General features: G+C 73.4%; 17 protein-coding genes. 4 read left to right on the top strand and 13 right to left on the bottom strand.

Features of this window, described 5'->3' with window-relative positions; all coding sequences use genetic code 11:
• Positions 1–4 precede the first annotated feature (4 nt).
• A complete protein-coding gene (locus ACFW47_RS19350; protein ID WP_386286182.1) occupies positions 5–1,279 on the bottom strand; it encodes a glycoside hydrolase family 10 protein in 1,275 nt (424 codons plus the stop codon).
• A gap of 178 nt (positions 1,280–1,457) precedes the next feature.
• Here ACFW47_RS19350 and ACFW47_RS19355 point away from each other — a divergent pair, with 178 nt between their 5' ends.
• Both ACFW47_RS19355 and ACFW47_RS19360 read left to right on the top strand, forming a co-directional pair.
• A complete protein-coding gene (locus ACFW47_RS19355) occupies positions 1,458–2,330 on the top strand; it encodes a 3-hydroxybutyryl-CoA dehydrogenase (protein WP_306432590.1) in 873 nt (290 codons plus the stop codon).
• A 197-nt stretch (positions 2,331–2,527) separates the two neighbouring features.
• The gene (locus ACFW47_RS19360; protein ID WP_272590722.1) at positions 2,528–2,785 is read left to right on the top strand and encodes a hypothetical protein; all 258 of its coding nucleotides are present in this window, start codon (positions 2,528–2,530) and stop codon (positions 2,783–2,785) included.
• On the opposite strand, the gene ACFW47_RS19365 is transcribed toward ACFW47_RS19360, so the two are convergent.
• The 9 genes from ACFW47_RS19365 to infC form a co-directional block, all read right to left on the bottom strand.
• A complete protein-coding gene (locus ACFW47_RS19365; protein ID WP_383280179.1) occupies positions 2,782–3,321 on the bottom strand; it encodes an NUDIX domain-containing protein in 540 nt (179 codons plus the stop codon). The genes ACFW47_RS19360 and ACFW47_RS19365 overlap by 4 nt on opposite strands.
• A 116-nt stretch (positions 3,322–3,437) precedes the next feature.
• Positions 3,438–4,778 (bottom strand): transcriptional regulator, encoded by a 1,341-nt coding sequence (locus ACFW47_RS19370; protein ID WP_386306418.1) that lies wholly within the window; start codon positions 4,776–4,778, stop codon positions 3,438–3,440.
• 427 nt (positions 4,779–5,205) lie between these two features.
• Positions 5,206–7,728 (bottom strand): phenylalanine--tRNA ligase subunit beta, encoded by a 2,523-nt coding sequence (pheT, locus tag ACFW47_RS19375; protein ID WP_386306419.1) that lies wholly within the window; start codon positions 7,726–7,728, stop codon positions 5,206–5,208.
• Positions 7,728–8,849 carry a phenylalanine--tRNA ligase subunit alpha gene (pheS, locus tag ACFW47_RS19380; protein ID WP_073730902.1) on the bottom strand — a complete coding sequence of 374 codons (1,122 nt, stop codon included), beginning with the start codon at positions 8,847–8,849 and terminating at the stop codon, positions 7,728–7,730. The genes pheT and pheS overlap by 1 nt, the downstream gene beginning before the upstream one ends.
• 181 nt (positions 8,850–9,030) lie before the next feature.
• Complete coding sequence (locus ACFW47_RS19385) at positions 9,031–10,170, bottom strand: ATP-binding protein (RefSeq protein ID WP_386286179.1); 1,140 nt, start codon at positions 10,168–10,170, stop codon at positions 9,031–9,033.
• A gap of 50 nt (positions 10,171–10,220) precedes the next feature.
• Positions 10,221–11,069, bottom strand: a complete 849-nt coding sequence (locus ACFW47_RS19390) for a TrmH family RNA methyltransferase (protein ID WP_386286341.1) — start codon at positions 11,067–11,069, stop codon at positions 10,221–10,223.
• A gap of 178 nt (positions 11,070–11,247) precedes the next feature.
• Positions 11,248–11,631: a 50S ribosomal protein L20 gene (gene rplT, locus ACFW47_RS19395; protein WP_016642495.1), complete on the bottom strand. Its 384-nt coding sequence runs from the start codon at positions 11,629–11,631 to the stop codon at positions 11,248–11,250.
• A gap of 97 nt (positions 11,632–11,728) precedes the next feature.
• On the bottom strand, positions 11,729–11,923 hold the full coding sequence (gene rpmI / locus ACFW47_RS19400; RefSeq protein ID WP_003977225.1) for a 50S ribosomal protein L35: 195 nt from the start codon (positions 11,921–11,923) through the stop codon (positions 11,729–11,731).
• A 110-nt stretch (positions 11,924–12,033) separates the two neighbouring features.
• Positions 12,034–12,687 (bottom strand): translation initiation factor IF-3, encoded by a 654-nt coding sequence (infC, locus tag ACFW47_RS19405; protein WP_272591494.1) that lies wholly within the window; start codon positions 12,685–12,687, stop codon positions 12,034–12,036.
• A 385-nt stretch (positions 12,688–13,072) separates the two neighbouring features.
• Here infC and ACFW47_RS19410 point away from each other — a divergent pair, with 385 nt between their 5' ends.
• Complete coding sequence (locus ACFW47_RS19410) at positions 13,073–13,438, top strand: DUF1844 domain-containing protein (RefSeq protein WP_191887359.1); 366 nt, start codon at positions 13,073–13,075, stop codon at positions 13,436–13,438.
• A gap of 21 nt (positions 13,439–13,459) precedes the next feature.
• Here ACFW47_RS19410 and ACFW47_RS19415 read toward each other — a convergent pair whose 3' ends face one another.
• The 3 genes from ACFW47_RS19415 to ACFW47_RS19425 all read right to left on the bottom strand — a co-directional run bounded on the left by ACFW47_RS19415 (position 13,460) and on the right by ACFW47_RS19425 (position 16,534).
• Entirely contained in the window at positions 13,460–14,191 is a 732-nt protein-coding gene (locus ACFW47_RS19415) for an SseB family protein (RefSeq protein ID WP_386286178.1), read from the bottom strand.
• 73 nt (positions 14,192–14,264) lie between these two features.
• Positions 14,265–15,443, bottom strand: a complete 1,179-nt coding sequence (mycP, locus tag ACFW47_RS19420) for a type VII secretion-associated serine protease mycosin (protein WP_386286177.1) — start codon at positions 15,441–15,443, stop codon at positions 14,265–14,267.
• Positions 15,440–16,534, bottom strand: coding sequence for a hypothetical protein (locus tag ACFW47_RS19425; protein WP_386286176.1), 1,095 nt, complete (start codon positions 16,532–16,534; stop codon positions 15,440–15,442). Before ACFW47_RS19425 ends, mycP begins: the two co-directional genes overlap by 4 nt.
• Positions 16,535–17,868: 1,334 nt before the next feature.
• Between ACFW47_RS19425 and ACFW47_RS19430 the strand changes: the two genes are divergently transcribed.
• Positions 17,869–19,071, top strand: a complete 1,203-nt coding sequence (locus ACFW47_RS19430) for an amino acid deaminase/aldolase (RefSeq protein ID WP_386286175.1) — start codon at positions 17,869–17,871, stop codon at positions 19,069–19,071.
• The last annotated feature ends 11 nt before the right edge of the window (positions 19,072–19,082 follow it).

Consider the following 19,082-nt stretch of genomic DNA (forward strand, 5'->3'; position numbering starts at 1 on the left):
CTTCTCAGCGGCGCGGGGCGCGGGCCGGCCGCGCGTAGTGGTCGGCGTTCACCCGTGCCATCGCGCCGATCCGGTCGTCGGCCACGTCCTTCGCCGAGAAGTAGACGTGCCCGCGCACCTCGGGGTGCCGCTGGGCGAGGGTGAGGTGCCGGGAGAGTTCCGCCGGGTCCTGCCAGGCCGCGCCCTGCGCCGGGTCACCGGCCTTGTACAGCGCCTCGCCGACGTACAGCTCGGTCCGGCTCCCCTTGGCCACCTCCGCCCACCACGGCACGAGTTTGGCGTAGTCGGCGGCCTCCAGACCGATGTTCCAGTACAGCTGGGGCACGATGTAGTCGATCCAGCCCTCGCGCACCCACTTGCGGGTGTCCGCGTGCAGGTCGTCATAGGTCTGCACGCCGGCCTTCGTGTCCGAACCCTCGGGGTCGGTGGCGGCGTTGCGCCACACGCCGAAGGGGCTGACGCCGAAGCGGGCGGCGGGGCGGATCTTCTTGACCCGGTCCGCGGTCTCGCGCACCAGCAGGTCGATGTTGTTCCGCCGCCAGGCGGCCTTGGCCGCGAAGCCCCCGCCGTGGGTGCTGAACGTCCCACCGTCGTCGAAGCTCTGGCCCGCCACCGGGTAGGGGTAGAAGTAGTCGTCGAAGTGGACGCCGTCCACGGCGTACTTCTCGACGGCGTCCATCATCGCGTCCTGGACGAAGGCCCGGACCTCGGGCAGCCCCGGGTTGTAGTAGAGCTTCCCGCCGTACGGCACCACCCACTCGGGGTGCTTGCGCGCGGGGTGGGACGGCACCAGGCGGCTGGGGACGTCGTGCGTGGCGACGCGGTACGGGTTGAACCAGGCGTGCAGCTCCAGGCCGCGGGCGTGCGCCTCCGTGACGGCCGTGCCCAGCGGGTCCCAGCCCGGGTCCCGGCCCTGGCTGCCGGACAGGTACTCCGACCAGGGCTCGTACGCCGAGGGCCACAGCGCGTCGGCCGTGGGCCGCACCTGGAAGATCACCGTGTTGAGACCGTGCCGGACCGCCGTGTCGAGGTACTCGACCAGCTCCGCGCGCTGTTCGGCCGCGCGCAGCCCCGCACGGCTGGGCCAGTCGCGGCCGGTCACGGTCGCCAGCCACATGCCTCGCATCCCGGCGGTGGCGGCACCGCCCGCGCGGGGCCCCTCGGCGGGGCCGGGAGCGGCCGGTGGAGCCGAGGGGGCCGGCGCCGCAGACGCCCGGGGCGCCATCGTGAACGCCGACAACGCCGCCACCGCGAAGGCACGACGCGAGACACCGCCCATGGGTAGACCTCCTGAACGCTGCGGATCCGCACGGTCACGGATCGTGTACGGGCACTCAGCATGCCCGACCCGGGAGACGGATCCGTGACCATTCGGGGGTAACGTGCTCGATCGGAGCAGGCACCGGGGACCCCGGCGTGCCTGCTGCCACAGCCGTGAAGTCAGCGAAAGGGACGATGTGACCGGCATCTCGGGAGATATCGCACGCGTCGGCGTGGTGGGCTGCGGTCAGATGGGAGCGGGCATCGCCGAGGTGTGCGCCCGCTCCGGTCTGGACGTGATGGTCGCCGAGACCACCGGCGAGGCGCTGGAGATCGGCCGGACCCGGCTGTACAACTCGCTCACCAAGGCCGCCGAGCGCGGGAAGATCACCGAGGAGGAGCGGGACGCGACGCAGGCGCGGCTGAGCTTCACCACCGATCTCGGCGAGTTCGCCGACCGTGATCTGGTGATCGAGGCCGTGGTCGAGAACGAGCAGGTCAAGACCGAGATCTTCCAGGTGCTGGACCAGGTCGTGACCCGGCCGGACGCCATCCTGGCCTCCAACACCTCCTCGATCCCGCTGGTGAAGCTGGCCGTCGCCACCTCGCGGCCCGACCACGTCATCGGCATCCACTTCTTCAACCCGGCCCCCGTGCAGCAGCTGGTCGAGCTGATCCCGGCGCTCACCACCTCCGAGGGCACGCTCAGCCGGGCTCAGCTGTTCACCGAGAAGGTGCTCGGCAAGCACTCCATCCGCGCCCAGGACCGCTCCGGCTTCGTGGTCAACGCGCTGCTGATCCCCTACCTCCTCTCGGCGATCCGGATGTTCGAGTCGGGCATCGCCAGCCGCGAGGACATCGACAACGGCATGGAGATGGGCTGCGCCCACCCGATGGGCCCGCTGAAGCTGTCCGACCTCATCGGCCTGGACACGGTCGCCTCGGTCGCGTACTCGATGTACGAGGAGTACAAGGAGCCGCTGTACGCCGCTCCCCCGCTGCTCCAGCGCATGGTCGACGCGGGCCGGCTGGGCCGCAAGAGCGGCTCGGGGTTCTACACCTACGGCTGACCAGCACGGCTGACACGCAGAGTGACCGTTCTGCGGGCCCGGCGCCTTCCGAGGTGCCGGGCCCGCGGCGTTCGCACGGCGTGTGAACGTTGGGCTCGCATATGCCGACCGCACACTCTCCCCACGCGCCGACCAGGCGGGTTGACTCACCATGCACATGCAAGGGACGTGAGACGACAACGGAAAGGAGCGGTTTCGTGACCGCCGATCCCGAGCGTTCCGCCCATCTGGGAGAACTCGCAGAGTTACGGCGCCGGCTCGATGTGGCCCACGCCCGCGTCGAGGGCGGGCTGGCCCTGCTCTCGCACCGCACCGAGGAGGGCGCCAAGGAGCTGGAGGACCTGAGCACCCGGCTGACCGCCCTGGAACACGCCCGCTGGCCGCTGCCCTCGGTCGCGGTCGTCACGGCACTGGGCGCGCTGGCCGTGGCCGTGTGGCAGGCCCTCGGGCACTAGGCCCCGTCCTGCGCCCTGAGGTGGTGCAGCAGGAGTAACGCGGCCGCCATGTTGGCGGCCGGGACCTCCCCGCGGGCGACCAGGTCGGGAACGACCTTGAGGGGGACCCATTCCCGGCGGTCCGACTCGAAGTCGTCCACGGGGTGTCCGACGTACGTGCCCTCCTCGGCCCAGTAGACGTGGTGCCGGGCGTCGGTGAGTCCGTTGGACGGCTCCACGCTCATCAGGTGGTGCAGCGGTCCCGGCCGCCAGCCGGTCTCCTCCTCCAGTTCCCTGGCCGCCGCCGCCGCGACGTCCTCGCCGTCCTCGACGACGCCGGCCGCGAGTTCCCAGCCCCAGCTGTCGGTGATGAAGCGGTGCCGCCACAGCAGGAGGACCTCGTCGGCCTCGTTCACGACCGTGGCCACGGCCACGGGGCGCATGCGTATGAGGAAGTGGTCGAGGTGCCGGCCGTCCGGTAGCCCGACATCGGCCAGGTTGACGCTGAACCAGCGGTTTGAGTACACAGTTTGTTCGTTCTGCTTCGTCCACTGCACTGTTCTGCCACCTTTCCTGAGGTAGGTGGCAATATCGCAGCAGGAGCGGCCCCGTAGCAGGCGCACGGCGACCGCTCGGGGCGCCGCGGTGGCGCAGCGGGCCCCGGGCCGGGACGTCAGAGCGGTACGCGCAGCGCACCGTCGATGAGTTCGGCGGCCTCGGCCGTACCGGCGCAGCCGCTGCGCACCAGGTGCTCGCGCACCGCGCGCAGTCTGTCGCGCAGGCGCTGGGACTCCATCCCCCGGGCCCGTTCGGTCATCTCCACCGCGGCGGCCACCGCCTTGTCGGGGTTGCCCTGGCGCAGTTCGATGGTGCTGAGCATGGCGAGCCGGTGCACCCGGCCGCGGTCGTGCGCCGGGTTGCCGACGGCCGCGGTGGCGTGCTCGGCGGCCGCCGTCAGCTCGCCGAGGCTCAGCAGTGCCTCCGCCACCTGGACGTTGACCAGGCCGGGCTGGACATAGCCGGTCTCGTCGGGTTCATAGCCCCGCCGGATGCGTTCGGCGGCCTGCTCGGCCCGCCGGATGCAGGACAGCGCGCTCGCGCCGTCGCCGAGGTGGGCGTACGCCTTCGCCTGCATCGCGTACAGGTCGGAGGCGAGCGCCGGGGTGGTGTGCCGGCCGGCGGTGCGCAGCGCGGCCTCGGCGAAGGCGACGGCCTGCCGGTACTCCCGCATGAACAGCGCCTGGTTGACCAGCAGGGCGATGACGTAGGCGCCGAGGCCCCGGTCTCCGCTGGCCTTCGCCAGACGCAGGGCCTGGTGGAAGTAGCGCTGCGCGAGACCGTGCGCGTCGGAGTCGTACGCGCAGATGCCGGCGACCGCCACCAGGCCTCCGGTGGCGCGGTGGAGCTGGCGGCCGGTGGCGTCGGTGTAGCTGCCGCGCAGCAGCGGGGCGGCCTCGGAGTTGAGGAACCCGACGATGCGGGAGCGGGTCGCCATGCCGCCGGCCTTGCGGTACATCTGCTCGTAGTGGGCGCGGGCGCAGCGCAGCAACTCCAGGTCGGCCGGGGTGACCCGGTGCCGGCCGCCGCGTGAGACGTCGACGTCCTCGGGCGGGTTCTCCCACTCCCACACCGGCATCACGGCGGGCGTGCCCGTGAGCGCGGGGGCCCCGAGGATGTGCGGGCGCCGCTGCTGGTCGGAGCGCCACAGGGCGGTGGCCCGCTCCACGAACCCGGACAGTGAACCGGTGTGCGGGGCGGCCGGTTCGCCGGGGACACCGAGGCCGATGTCGTCGAGGGTGACGGGCCGGTGCAGCCGGGCCGCGAGGACCTCGCAGATCAGGTCGGGCACCTGGCCGCGCGGCCGCTGCCCCTTCAACCACCGTGCGACGGCGGTATGTTCGTACCTCAGTACGATCCCACGAGCCCGGCCCGCCTGGTTGACGTGCGCGGCCAGTCCCGCGTGCGAGATCCCGGCCTCGTCGAGGATCGCGTCGAGCAGGGTGTTGGGCTGCATGGGTGCCCCCCGGTGACTCGGTGCCGACAGCGTAGTGCGTCGGACTTCACACGGGGTGTGAACGGAGTACGCGCATCCGCAGCGTGCGCGCGCTGTCGCGGAGAGTTCCGGGCCGGTTGACTGAAGGGCCTCGAAAGAGGCCGGCCGGGCCGCCGGCTCCCCCTCGTACAGTGCGGCGGCCCGAGTGCACGCCGTCCGCCCAGCTGCCTGCCCGACACTCCGTGGCGGGGCGGACGGCTCCGCCGGCTGTGCGGGGCGAGTGAACGCCGTCCAGGGTGCGGGCGCGTTGCCGAGTGCGGGTACCTCGTGGGTTGCTCGCGCTGTTCCCCGCGCCCCTGAAGGGGCGCGGGGAACAGCGCGACCAGCCACCGACTACCCGCAGTCGCCAATCGGCAGAAGCCCCCGCCCCTCGGGCGAACGCGAGCCCCTAACTACGCAGAACCGCTCCGACCCGCTCGCCCGCGAGGGCGACCGCCGCGTCCCGCGCGGCCGACGCCTCGTCGACCGTCAGCGTCCGGTCCTCCGCCCGGAAGCGCAGCGCGTACGCGAGGGACTTGCGCCCCTCACCCAGCTGCTCCGCGTTGGCGTAGACGTCGAACAGCCGGATGGACTCCAGCAGTTCACCCGCGCCCTCGCGCAGCGCCGCCTCGACCTCCGACGCCGGGACGAACTCCTCGACGACCAGGGCCACATCCTGCGTCGCGACCGGGAACGTGGAGATGCCCGGCGCCTGCGGGGTGTCGTCGCCGACCCCCGCCACCGCGTCGAGGTCCAGCTCCATCGCGCAGGTGCGCGCGGGCAGACCCAGCGTCTTCACGACGCGCGGGTGCAGCTCACCGGCGTGTCCGACGACGCGCTCCTCACCGTCCACGGTGACGAACAGCTCGGCGCAGCGGCCCGGGTGCCACGGCCCGTACTGGCCCTTGCGGACGCCCAGTTCGGCGCCTGCCTCGCGAGCGACGGTCCGGGCGGACTCGACCGCGTCGGCCCAGTCGGCCGGACGGCCCCTGCCCCACCAGCCGGCCTGCTCGCGGGCGCCGGCCAGGACGACCGCCACGTGCCGCGGCTGGTCGGGCAGCGCGGCGTCCAGCGCGGCGAGGTCCTCCTCGCTGGGGCGCCGGTCCACGGGCAGGTTGGCGGCGATGCGCTGCTCGTCGCGCGGGTGGAAGACCAGGCCGGTCTCGAAGAGGGCCAGGTCGTGCGAGCCGCGGCCGTCGTTGCGGCGCAGGGCGCCGAGCAGGCCGGGCAGCAGCGAGGTCCGCAGCGCGGGCTCCTCGTCGCTGAGCGGGTTGACCAGCTTGACGACGCGGCGGGCCGGGTCGTCGGCGTCCAGGCCGAGCTGGTCGAAGACCTGCTCGCTGACGAACGGGTAGTTCAGCGCCTCGACGTAACCGGCACCGGCCAGGGCGCGCCCGACCCGGCGGTGCAGCCGCTGGCGGGCGGTCAGGCCACGGCCCGCCGGGGGCCTGGGCAGCGTGGAGGGCAGGTTCTCGTAGCCCTCCAGGCGGATGACCTCTTCGGCCAGGTCGTTGGGGTCGGTGAGGTCGGGCCGCCAGGAGGGCACGGTGACGATCAGCTCGTCCTGCCCGTACACGTCGCAGCCGACCTCCTGGAGGCGGCGGACGACGGTCTCGCGGCCGTAGGCCACGCCCGCGACCTTGTCCGGGTGGTCGGCCGCCACGGTGATGGTGTGCGGCACGGGCGGAGCGCTGATCTCGGTGACGCCGGCCTCGGCGGTGCCGCCCGCGAGCAGCACCAGCAGGTCGACGGTGCGCTGCGCGGCGGCGGCCGCGGCCTGCGGGTCGACGCCGCGCTCGAAGCGGCGGGACGCCTCGGAGGACAGCTTGTGCCGGCGGGCGGTGCGCGCGATGGCCACCTGGTCGAAGTGGGCGGCCTCGATGACCACGTCACTCGTCGCGTTCCCGCCGTTCTCGGCGGCGTCGTGGTCGGCGATCTCCGTGTTGGCGCCGCCCATGACACCGGCGAGGCCGATCGGGCCCCGGTCGTCGGTGATGACCAGGTCCTCGGCGTGCAGCTTCCGCTCGACTCCGTCGAGGGTGACGATCTTCTCGCCCTCCTCGGCCCGGCGCACGCCGATGGTGCCCTGGACCAGGGAGCGGTCATAGGCGTGCAGGGGCTGGCCCAGCTCCATCATCACGTAGTTCGTGACGTCGACGGCGAGCGAGATCGGGCGCATGCCGACCTTCTGCAGCCGGCGCTGGAGCCAGATCGGCGAGCGCGCCTCGGCGCTGAGGCCGGTCACCGTGCGGGCGGTGAAGCGGTCGCAGCCGCTCGGGTCGGCGATCTTCACCGGGTAGCCGTAGGCGTTCGGCGCGGGCACGTCCAGCAGGGCCGGGTCGCGCAGCGGCAGGCCGTAGGCGATGGCCGCCTCGCGGGCGACACCGCGGATGGACAGGCAGTCGCCGCGGTTGGCGGTGACGGCGATGTCCAGGACCTCGTCGACCAGCTCCAGCAGCTCGATGGCGTCCTTGCCGACCTCGGTCTCCGGCGGCAGCACGATGATGCCGTGGGTCCCGTCGTCGCCCATGCCCAGCTCGTCGCTGGAGCAGATCATGCCGTGGGACGTCTTGCCGTAGGTCTTGCGGGCGCTGATCGAGAAGCCGCCGGGCAGGGTGGCGCCGGGCAGGACCACGACGACCTTGTCGCCGACGGAGAAGTTGCGGGCGCCGCAGACGATCTCCTGGGGCTCACCGGTGCCGTTGGCCTGGCCGACGTCGACGGTGCAGAAGCGGATCGGCTTCTTGAAGCCCTCCAGCTCCTCGATGGTCAGCACCTGGCCGACGACGAGGGGGCCCTTGAGGTCGGCGCCGAGGTGCTCGACGGTCTCGACCTCCAGCCCGGCCGAAATGAGCTTGGCCTGTACGTCACGGCCGGTCTCCGTCGCCGGCAGGTCGACGTACTCCCGCAGCCAAGAAAGCGGGATCCGCATCAGATCTCCATCCCGAACGGCCGGGTGAACCGGACGTCACCCTCGACCATGTCTCGCATGTCCTCGACGTTGTGGCGGAACATCAGCATCCGCTCGATGCCGAACCCGAAGGCGAAGCCGCTGTACTTCTCGGGGTCGACGCCGCAGGCGGTGAGCACCCGCGGATTGACCATGCCGCAGCCGCCCAGCTCGATCCAGCCCTCGCTGGAGCAGGTGCGGCAGGGCCGGTCGGGGTTGCCGACGGACGCGCCCTTGCAGACGTAGCAGAGCATGTCCATCTCGGCGGACGGCTCGGTGAAGGGGAAGAAGTTCGGCCGCAGCCGGGTCTTCATCTCCGCGCCGAACAACGACTGGACCATGTGGTCCAGAGTGCCCTTGAGGTCCGCCATGGTCAGGCCCTCGTCGATGGCGAGCAGCTCGACCTGGTGGAAGACGGGAGTGTGCGTGGCGTCCAGCTCGTCGGTGCGGTACACGCGGCCGGGGCAGATCACATAGACCGGCAGCTCGCGGGAGAGCGCGGAGCGGATCTGCACGGGCGAGGTGTGGGTGCGCAGCACGACGCCGGACTCGGAGCCGCCCTGCTCGCCCCGCACGAAGAACGTGTCGGCCTCACCGCGGGCCGGGTGGTCCGGGCCGATGTTGAGGGCGTCGAAGTTGAACCACTCGGCCTCGGCCTCGGGTCCCTCGGCGACCTCGTAGCCCATGGCCACGAAGACGTCCTCGATGCGCTCGGAGAGCGTGGTGAGCGGGTGCCGGGCGCCGGCCGGGACGCGGTCGTGGGGCAGCGTGACGTCCACGGCCTCCTCGACCAGGACGCGCGCGTCGCGCTCGGCCTCCAGCTCGGCCTGGCGGGCCGCGAGGCCCTTGTTCACGGCGCCGCGGGCCTGACCGACGCGCTTGCCGGCCTCGGCCTTGGCGTGCGGGGGCAGGGCGCCGATCTCGCGGTTGGCCAGCGACAGCGGGGAGGTGCCGCCGGTGTGGGCGACCTTGGCCTCCTGGAGCGCGTCGAGGGAGTCCGCGGCGGCGAAGGCGGCGAGCGCCTCGTCCCGCATGCGCTCGATCTCTTCCGGTTTCAACGCCTCGACCTCGACAGGGTCGTACGACTTATTCGGTGCCGACATCTCTTCCCGTGCTTCCGATTGGCTGGCTGGGACGCCCCGTCTACGGTCCGGAGACGGCGCGGAGACGCTTCGTCGACGCTTCGTCTGCGGATCTGGACGCAAAGGTGCCAAAGACCGAGTCTAACGGGGCGGTGGAACGCTGATTACGCCCGTGGGGGTCGTGGGCCGCCTCTGGTGCTTCTCAGGTGAGGTACGCCGGTGCCGCCACGGGCAACGTAAATCGGAACTCCGCGCCGCCGCCGGCGGCTCGTCCGACCGTGATGGTGCCGCCGTGCGCCTCGACGATGCCCTTGACGATGTACAGCCCGAGGCCGGTGCCACCGCGCTTGCTGCCCCGCCAGAAGCGGGTGAAGACGCGGTTCATGGACTCCTCCGGGATGCCCGCCCCTTCGTCGCTCACCGTGACCGACGTACCGGTGTCCTCCCCTTCCCGGGGTGACGCCGTGGGCGTGACGTCAATGGTGACGGTTCCCTCGCCGTGCCGCACGGCATTTTCCAGCAGGTTGCTGAGCACCTGGTCGATCTTGTCGGGATCGGCCCACAGGTCGGGCAGCGGCTGCGCGATGCGGAGCAGGAAGCGGTCGGCCTCCTGGCCGGCGGCGACGTACGCCTGGATGTGGCGGCCGACGGCGGCGCCGATGTCGACGGGCTGGCGGCGGACCTCCAGCCGTCCCGAGTCGATGCGGGAGATGTCGAGCAGCTCGGCGATGAGGCGGGTGACCCGGTCGGCGTCGGCGTCGACGGTCTCCAGCATCAGCCGCTTCTGGTCGTCGGTGAACCGTTCCCACTTGGCCAGCAGGGTGGCCGTGAAGCCCTTGACGGAGGTGAGCGGGGAGCGCAGCTCGTGGGCGACGGTGGCGATCAGTTCGGCGTGGCTGCGTTCGGTGCGGCGCCGGGCCTCGGTGTCGCGGAGGGTGACGACGACGCGGTGGACGGGGCCGAGACGCCGGGCGCGGACGTAGCGGGCGGAGACGAGGACTTCGCGGCCGCCGGGCAGCAGCAGGTTGCGCTCGGGCTGGCGGACGCGGATGGCGAGGCCGCCGTAGGGGTCGGTCAGCCGCCACCAGCGACCGCCCTCCAGGTCCTCCAAGGGCAGCGCCTGCTCCAGCCGCTGTCCGAGGGCTCGGTCGGCGGGGGTGGCGGTGATGCGCGCGGCGGCGGAGTTGAAGCAGATGACGCGGCCGTGCTCGTCCGCGACGACGAGCCCGTCGGGCAGCTGGTCCGGGTCGATGCCGAGGGCGTCGGGATCACCGGGGGCGCGTGGCGCGGGCGGACGCGGCGCCTGACGTGCTCCCGGTGCGCTGCTCGTGCCGACGCTCATCCCCGTACCCCACCTCTCAGCCGTGCGGGGGCCCTGAGCTGGTCACCCTACTAGGCCTCGGTGACGGAGCGGCACCCTCCGGCGGCGCGCTGTGCACGCGCCGACGCGTAGAGACATACGGCGGCGGCGGTGGCGAGGTTCAGACTTTCCGCCTTGCCGTGGATCGGGACGCGCAGCACGGCGTCGGTGAGGGCGCGGGTCTCCTCCGGGAGGCCCCAGGCCTCGTTGCCGAAGACCCAGGCGGTGGGGCCGCCCATGGTGCCCGCGTCCAGCTCCGCGTCGATGTCGTCCTCGCCCGCCCCGTCGGCGGCGAGGACACGCACCCCGGCGCCCCTGAGCCCTGCCACGGCCTGCTCGACGGGGACGCCGACGGCGACGGGCAGGTGGAACAGGGAGCCGACGGAGGCGCGTACGGCCTTCGGGTTGTACAGGTCGACGGAGGCGTCGGTGAGCACGACGGCCTCGGCGCCCGCGGCGTCGGCACAGCGCAGCACGGTCCCGGCGTTGCCGGGGTCGCGGACGTGGGCGAGGACGGCGACCAGCTTCGGCCGGGCGGCGAGGATCTCCTCGAACGGCGTGTCCAGGAACCGGCAGACGCCGACCAGTCCCTGCGGGGTGACGGTGGTGGAGATGTCCTCGATCACCGCCTCGGCGGCGAGGTGGACCCGGGCCCCGGCGTCCCGTGCGGCCCCCACGATGTCCGCGTACCGCTCGGCCGCCTCTACGGTGGCGAACAGCTCGACCAGCGTCTCCCCGTACCCGGCGGCCTCCCGCACGGCCTGCGGCCCCTCGGCGAGGAACAGCCGCTCCTTCCCCCGGAAGTTCCGCTTGGCCAGCCGCCGCGCGGCGAGGACCCGGGGGGAACGGGGGGAGATCAGCTCGGGGGCGGCGGGGCGCACTCTACTCACCTTCACAAGTAAATCGACGGGCTGAGGCGCGCCCCTTCAGGGGCGCGGGGAACTGCGCGACCAGCCCAACGGACCCGCGGCAGACAACGAACCGAACAACGGCAATCGAAGGGACCCGCAGGCTTCAAGCCTGCGGGTCCCTTCGACTACGGCTCAAGCCAGCGCAGCGTCACGCCGCCTTCGGGGCGTTCACGTCGCTCGGCAGCGCCTTCTGCGCGACCTCGACCAGCGCGGCGAACGCGTTGGCGTCGTTGACGGCCAGCTCGGCCAGGATCTTGCGGTCCACCTCGATGTTGGCGGCCTTCAGACCCTGGATGAAGCGGTTGTAGGTGATGCCGTTGGCGCGGGCAGCGGCGTTGATGCGCTGGATCCACAGCTGGCGGAAGTCACCCTTGCGCTTCTTGCGGTCGTTGTAGTTGTAGACCAGCGAGTGGGTGACCTGCTCCTTGGCCTTGCGGTACAGGCGCGAACGCTGACCGCGGTAGCCGGAGGCCTGCTCGAGGATCGCCCGGCGCTTCTTGTGGGCGTTGACTGCCCGCTTGACGCGTGCCACTTTTTAACTCCTTGTAGCGGGGCCGCGGTGGTCCTCACGCGGCCCGGTGTCGAATGGGTCCCGGTCCTGCCGTACGGCGCTCAGTGGCGCCCGTACGTCACTTGCCGAGAAGCTTCTTGATCTTCGCGGCGTCGCCCGGGGCCATCTCGGCGTTGCCGGTGAGGCGACGCGTCACGCGGGACGACTTGTGCTCGAGCAGGTGGCGCTTGCCGGCGCGCTCACGGAGCACCTTGCCGGAGCCGGTGATCTTGAAGCGCTTGCTGGCACCGCTGTGCGACTTGTTCTTCGGCATAGCGCCGTTCTCTCCTCGTCGGTGGCGCTCCGATGCCCGGTCGTGAAACCGGGCACGGTGGAGCGTCGCTCTTGTATCGGTTACGTCCTGGGGACCGGAGCCCCCCGGGGTCACGCCTCGGCGGGAGCCTCGGCCGGGGCCTCGGCGTCCACGGCGTCGGTGTCCGCGGCGTTCTGCGACTTGCCGGGGTTGGCCTTCGCCTCCGCCTTGCGGGCTTCCTGCGCCTGGCGAGCCTCGGCCATCGCCTCGGTCTTCTTCTTGTGCGGACCGAGGACCATGATCATGTTGCGGCCGTCCTGCTTCGGGTTCGACTCCACGAACCCGAGATCGGCCACGTCCTCCGCGAGACGCTGCAGCAGTCGGTAGCCGAGCTCCGGCCGGGACTGCTCGCGACCACGGAACATGATCGTGATCTTGACCTTGTCGCCCTGCTTGAGGAACCGGACGACGTGACCCTTCTTGGTGTCATAGTCGTGCGGGTCGATCTTCGGCCGGAGCTTCATCTCCTTGATGACCGTGTGCGCCTGGTTCTTGCGCGCCTCACGGGCCTTCATGGCCGACTCGTACTTGAACTTCCCGTAGTCCATGAGCTTGCACACGGGCGGACGGGCGTTCGCCGCGACCTCGACGAGGTCGAGGTCGTACTCCTGCGCAAGCTCCAGGGCCTTGGCAAGCGGGACAATCCCGACCTGCTCGCCGCTGGGACCGACAAGTCGCACCTCGGGAACGCGAATCCGGTCGTTGATGCGGGGCTCGGCGCTGATGGATCCTCCTCGGTAGCACCACGCGACGGTCTGGCGGACAGCCGCGTAACGTCTGTGTTCGATAGACCTAACCGCGCCGGTGCAACAAAAATGCCCCGGACGATCACAGGCGGGGCTCCTCAGTACTACCGGAGCACCGCCGCGATGTGATCGCGGGGCGCGATTTCGGGCTGGTCGCCGCCGCTGCGACGGGACCGCCTGACCGGTGACCCGCCGTCCTGAGGACGGCCAGGTGGGAGTTCGGAGCCTCCACTTGTGGGCCGGGCTCGCTGCCGTGAGGCGCGCGTGTCCGACCGGTCGTTACACAAGGTTAGCAGCTCGGCGGGGGAACGGCTAACCGAGACCGAGTGGGGCGGCGGGCCGTCCTGCGCCTATCGTGAGCGGCATGAGTGAGACCCCTGCCGAATCCTCGGCGAATCCCGACTTCGACGCCATGACCCGCGACATCGCCGAGGTGCCGGCGGTCGAGGTGATCGTGACGGTCGCCGTCAACCTGATGAGCGCCGCCGCCGTGAAGCTCGGACTGACCGAGGAGGGCGAGGCGCACAAGGACCTGGACGAGGCCCGCAAGCTGGTGCACGCGCTGGCCGGTCTGCTGGACGCGACGGCGACCGAGATCAGCTCGTTCCACGCGGCGCCGCTGCGCGACGGTCTGAAGTCGCTCCAGCTGGCCTTCCGCGAGGCGTCGCTCGTCCCGGACGAGCCGGGCCAGGGTCCGGGCGAGAAGTACACCGGCCCGGTCTACGGCTGAACGGCTCCGGCCGTCCCCGAGTCATCCCCGCACGTACAAGGGCTCGCCCGGCGGCGTCGCCCCGGCCGGCAGCAGTGCCAGGTCGAGGCCGCGCACCAGGCGGGCCCTCAGTGTCTCGTCGGCGGCCAGCCGCTCGGCGACGGCGCGGGCGGCCCGCGCCGGTTCGGCCCCGGGGTCCAGGAGCAGCGCGAGGGTGCCGTCGGCCCGGCCCGGCCCGAGGTGCGCCCGCAGCACGGCGGGCTCGGCGGCCAGGGCGGCGCGTACGGCGCCGGCGACGGCCGGGTCGGCGAGCGGGTCGGTCGTCGTACGTCCCTCGGCCAGTGCGAGCAGCACCCGTCCGGTCAGCTCGAACGGCACCGGTCCGGCCAGGTCCAGGACGACGGTGTCCGCCTTCTCGTGCGCGGCGGCCTGGAGCGCCTGGTGCACGGGTACGGCGACGGGGCGGGCCTCCGGGTCCCAGCGGGCGAGCGATTCGGTGGACGTGAAGGCGGGCAGCGCGGTCCGGCCGCCGGCCTTCAGCGTCGGCACGGCCATGTCACTGGTCTTCTCGCGGCGCAGCCCGTTCTCGTCCTCCTCCACCTCGCCGAGGACGGCCACCACGGGCACCAGCAGCCGGGCGCCCCTGAGCGCCTCCAGCACGGGCGCCAGGGCGGTGCGGTCCTCGGCCCAGGCGGCGAGCGCCGCGCTCAGCCGGGGGTCGGCGGAGCCGTCGTCGTCGGAGAAGGCGGAGTCGGGGATGTTCTTGTTCGCCACGGTCCTGAGCCTATCGGGGGTCGCGGGACGGTTCTCAGGGGCCTCCGGCGGAGTCCGGTGAGGACGGAGAGGGTCAGAAGTCGTCGTACCGTGCGCGGCGGCCGCGCCACAGGACGACGGCCGCGACGATCATGACGCCGCCCGCGCTGCCCGCCAGGGGCGCCGCCCAGGCCGAGGTGTCGTCGTCGGAGGCGGGGGCGTCCGGCCCGGCGCCGAAGTACGTGTCGCCGTACGCCGCCGGCCTCAGGCCCTGCGGCTTCAGCCGTCCGGCCGCCTCGATGGCGGCGGCGGGGTCGACGAAGCCGTACCCGCGGGAGTCGTCGCGGCCCCCGGCCGGGGCGTTGCGGGCCGTGTCCTCCAGGAGGCTCTTGACCTGGGCCGGGGTGAGGTCCGGGTGGGCCGACTTCACCAGGGCGGCGGCGCCGGAGACGAAGGCGGAGGCGGCGCTGGTGCCCCAGCCCTCGTAGTAGCGGTGGTCGGGGTCGGCGATGATCACGTCGACGCCGGGGGCGCTGACCGTGGCGTACCAGCGGCGGGTGGAGAAGGAGGCGCGGGTGCCGTAGCGGTCGACGGCGGTGGCGGCGATGACGCCCGGGTAGGCGGCCGGGTAGGAGATGTGGTCGCCCTTCTCGCCGCCGTTGCCGGCCGAGGCGACGACGACCACGCCCTTCTCCAGGGCGTACTGGATGGCCTCGTCCTCGGCGGGCTCGGGGTGGGCGGAGGCGGAGTCGTCGCCGAGGGAGAGGTTGATGATGTCGGCGCCGTGGTCGGCGGCCCAGCGGATGCCTTCGGCGAGGGCGTTGCCGCGGGTCTTGCGGGCCTTGGTGCGGGAGGGGTCTCCGTCCTCCAGGATCACCCGGAGGGGCAGGATCTTCGCCTCGGGGGCGACGCCCATGACGCCCTCGGAGTTGCCGGGCCCGTGGCCGTGTCCGGCGATGATCCCGGCCATGGCGGTGCCGTGCCGGGCCCAGGCGCGGTCGCCCTCGCCAGCGCCGAAGCCGACCAGGTCCTTGCCGGCGAGGACGTTGCCGGCCAGGTCCGGGTGGTCGGCCTCGACGCCGGTGTCCAGGACGGCGACGGTGACGCCGGCGCCCTTGGTGGTCTGCCACGCCTCGTCGGTGTGCATGGCGTCCAGCGCCCACTGCTGGGCGCGGATGCCGTCGGCGTGCGCGGCCGGTGCGGGGACCAGGACGAGGGCGGCGGCGAGGAGGAGGCTCAGGGCTCCCGTCGCCCGGGTTCCGTTGGTGTTCACGAGGGGTGCTCCGTGGGCGTGCCGACGTTCTTGCGCACGGCGCGTTCGAGGCGGTCGGCGAGGCCCTGCGCCTCGTGGCCGAGGCCGGCCTGGGCGGGGGCGGAGGTGGCGCCGGACTCCATGGCCTCCTCGGCGGGCTCGGGCTCGTCCACGGTGCGGTCGTCGGCCCAGCCGGAGACGGCGTAGACGACCACGGGGGCGTCGGTGAGGACGGAGACGGTCCACGAGGCCCGCTGCGGCGCGCCGAACCCGGCGGCGACGGTGCCCTCGGCGGCGTACGGCAGCGGCATGAGGTCGGTGCGGCGGCCCAGGTCCTCCTTCTCGAACCGGCCGGCCAGCGCGGTCATGGCGGCGGCGTCGGCCTTGGCGAAGAGCAGGCCGACGGTCGTGACATGGCTCTGGGTGGCGTCGGTGTAGGTGGCACGCAGCAGGCGGGTGCAGCCGACGGGGTCGAGGACCTTGGCCAGCAGCGGGTCGAAGGCGCCGGCGCAGTCGCCGTCCGGGGCGACGGCGACCCGGGTCCAGGTGCGGTCGGCGCCACCGGGGCCGGCGCCCTGTCCCTGGACGGTGGGCGGGAAGAGCTGGTCGACCGGCACGCTGTGCCACAGGTCCCCGGCCGCGGTGAACGCGTCACGCGCGCCGCCGTCCCCGGAGTCCCCGGCGAGCCAGCTGCCGGTGACGGCACCGGTGACCAGTCCCAGGCCGAGTACGAGGCAGACGGCCGCGGCGACGGCCTGGGGCCTGCCACGCCCGCCGAGCGAGCGCGGCCGGGCAAGTCCGTCGTACCCCTCGGGTTCCCCGAACGACACCCAGGGCCGCCCGTCGCCCGGGCTCGCCGGGGCGCTCCAGGACAGCGCGGGGTCGGGGGCGGTGGGCGCGTCCGCCGGGCGGAAGGCGGGGCGTGGCGCGGCTGCGGGCTCTGGTGCGGGTGCCCGGTCCGGCTCCGCCTCCGCCGGGACGGGGCGGAGGCGCCTGGTCGTCTCGGACGCGTGCTCCGCGGGCGCGGCGGGGCGGCGGGGCGCCGGTGCGGAGGCGTTCCCCGCTGGCGTGGCGACGGGGCGGAGCGGCGACGACTCGGACCCGGCGCCCATCCGGGGGGCCTCGGCACGGGCGCCTGGACCGACGGACGGAGACGTGCCGGAACCCGGGAACGCGGGCGTCGCCGGGCGCTGCGCCTGCGGGCTGCCGCTCCCGCGGGGCTCCCCCGCATGCGGGGAGGCGGGCGGCACGGGTCCGGCAGGACGGCTCGGCGGCGGCTCGGACCCGCCGTCCGCCCGCACGGCCTCGGCACGGGCGCCGGGACCGACGGGCGGGGAGGCGGGCGTCGTCGGGTGTTGTGTCTGCGGCGTGCCGCTTTCCTTCCGGGCTTCGCGGCCGACGGTCGGCGGGGTGTCCGGGAAGCGGGCGGAAGCCCGGGGCGGCGGCGTGGGACCGGTGGCCCGGGGGCCGCCGGGCCGGAAACGCGGGAAGTGGTGCTGGGCGCCGCCCGGGGTGTCCGGATCACCGTCCCGGCGCGTCACTGCGCGGCCGTCCTCCCCGGGCGGCACGGTCGGGCCGGCTTCACGGTGTGCTGGGGTCGATTCGCCCGTACGGCGCGGCGTCGCCCGGTCGCCTTCCCTGCCGTCGGCGGGGAGTGCGGGTACGCGACCGCTGCCCGGGGTGGCGGATCCGTGGCGCCCGCTGTGCGCGACACCGTCGCGCGGCGTCGCCGTCGGGCGGGGCGGGGTCTCCGGGCGCCCCTGTGCCCGCCGACGCTCCGGGGCACCCGCACCGGAGGGCCGGGGGTGCCCGTCCGGGCGGGGCGGGACTCCCATGGAGGGCGGCGCCGCTGGGTGCGCCGGGGCGTCCGGGCGGCGTCCGCCCCCGGGGCGCTCATCCGCACCGGACGAACCTCCCGGCGCAGACGGCGTTCCCGGCCGGGGCGAGGCGTCCTCGCGCAGTTCACCGCCGGAGCGCGGGCGTTGGTCCCCGGGTGACGGCACCGTCCTCGCCGAGGGCGGCGCAACGGGGCGCGGCGGCGCGTCCGGGCGGGTCGGAGCCGTGGAGCCGGGCGGAGCCGCAGGGCCTGACGGAGTCGCCGGGCCGGGTGGGGTGTCGGGGCGTGGGGGGAGAGAGGCGCGGCGCGCTTCCGTGCTCATGCACCCCCCGTTCCTCGGGCCCGGGCCGTTTCTCCGGCGCGGGCCGGTGATGTCGTCTCCTGCCCCGGCCCGGCGCGGAACGTTCCGTCCCGGGCACGCATACCCGCACGGGAGGACCGCCATCCCGGGCCGGGGCTCCCGCGGGGCCGGCCGCCGGGGTCGCCCACCGTGCGTGCGCGTCACTCTACGGCGTGACCCCGCCCGGCGGGGAACCAGTCCGCACGCCCGTGGCATTGGCCCGGAACGTCCCCCTACCCTGCGGTAATCCTGTCTGGCAGGCTGCGGTCATGACCGCACGCGCCGCCGACCGGGCCCGCTACGACCGGGCCACCGCCCATCTGGACGCCCCCGTGGCGATCGTGGACCTGGAGGCCTTCGACGCGAACGCCGACGACCTGCTCCGCCGGGCCGGCGGGAAGCCGGTCCGGGTCGCCAGCAAGTCCGTACGCTGCCGTGCGCTGCTGGAACGGGTCCTGGCCCGGGACGGCTTCGCGGGCGTCATGTCGTTCACGCTGGCCGAGTCCCTGTGGCTGGCGCGCTCCGGTTTCGAGGACGTGCTCCTCGCGTACCCCTCGGCGGACCGCGCCCGGTACGCCGAGCTGACCGCCGATCCCAAGCTCGCCTCCGCCGTGACCGTGATGGTCGACGACCCGGCGCAGCTGGACCTCATCGACGCGGCGCGCGACGGCGGCCGGGAAGTCGTCCGGGTCTGCCTGGAGTTGGACACCTCGCTGAAGCTGCTCGGCGGGCGGGTGCGCGTCGGGGCCCGGCGCTCCCCGCTGCACTCCCCCGCCGAGGTCGCCGACCTGGCCCGCGCGGTGGCCCGCCGCCCCGGCTTCGAGGTCGTCGGCGTCATGGCGTACGAGGGGCATGTGGCCGGTGTCGGGGACGCGGTGGCGGGGCGGCCGCTGCGGTCACGTGCCGTGCGGCTGATGCAGGCCGCCGCCCGCCGGGAACTGGCCGAGCGGCGCGCGGCGGTGGTGCGGGCGGTCCGGGCCCTGGCCCCCGGCCTGGAGTTCGTCAACGGCGGCGGCACGGGCAGCGTGCAGCACACCGCCGCGGAGGACGCGGTCACCGAGATCGCCGCCGGGTCGGGTCTTTACGTGCCGCGGCTGTTCGACAACTACACGTCGTTCCGGGGCCGTCCGGCGGCCCTGTTCGCCCAGCCCGTCGTGCGGCGCCCGGGGGTCGGGGTCGTGACCGTCCTCGGCGGGGGCTACCCGGCCTCCGGTGCGGCCGGGAAGGACCGGCTGCCCGTGCCCTACCTGCCCGAGGGGCTGCGCTACGACCCCCAGGAGGGCGCCGGCGAGGTGCAGACGCCGCTGCTCGGCACGCCCGCCGACGACCTGCTGATCGGCGACAAGGTGTGGTTCCGGCACGCCAAGGCCGGCGAGCTGTGCGAACGGTTCGACACCCTGCACCTGGTGGAGGGGGACGCGGTGACCGCGACGGTGCCGACGTACCGGGGCGAGGGGCACACCTTCCTCTGAACAGCCGCCCG

The organism is Streptomyces sp. NPDC058796 (assembly GCF_042745235.1).
Taxonomy (GTDB): domain Bacteria; phylum Actinomycetota; class Actinomycetes; order Streptomycetales; family Streptomycetaceae; genus Streptomyces.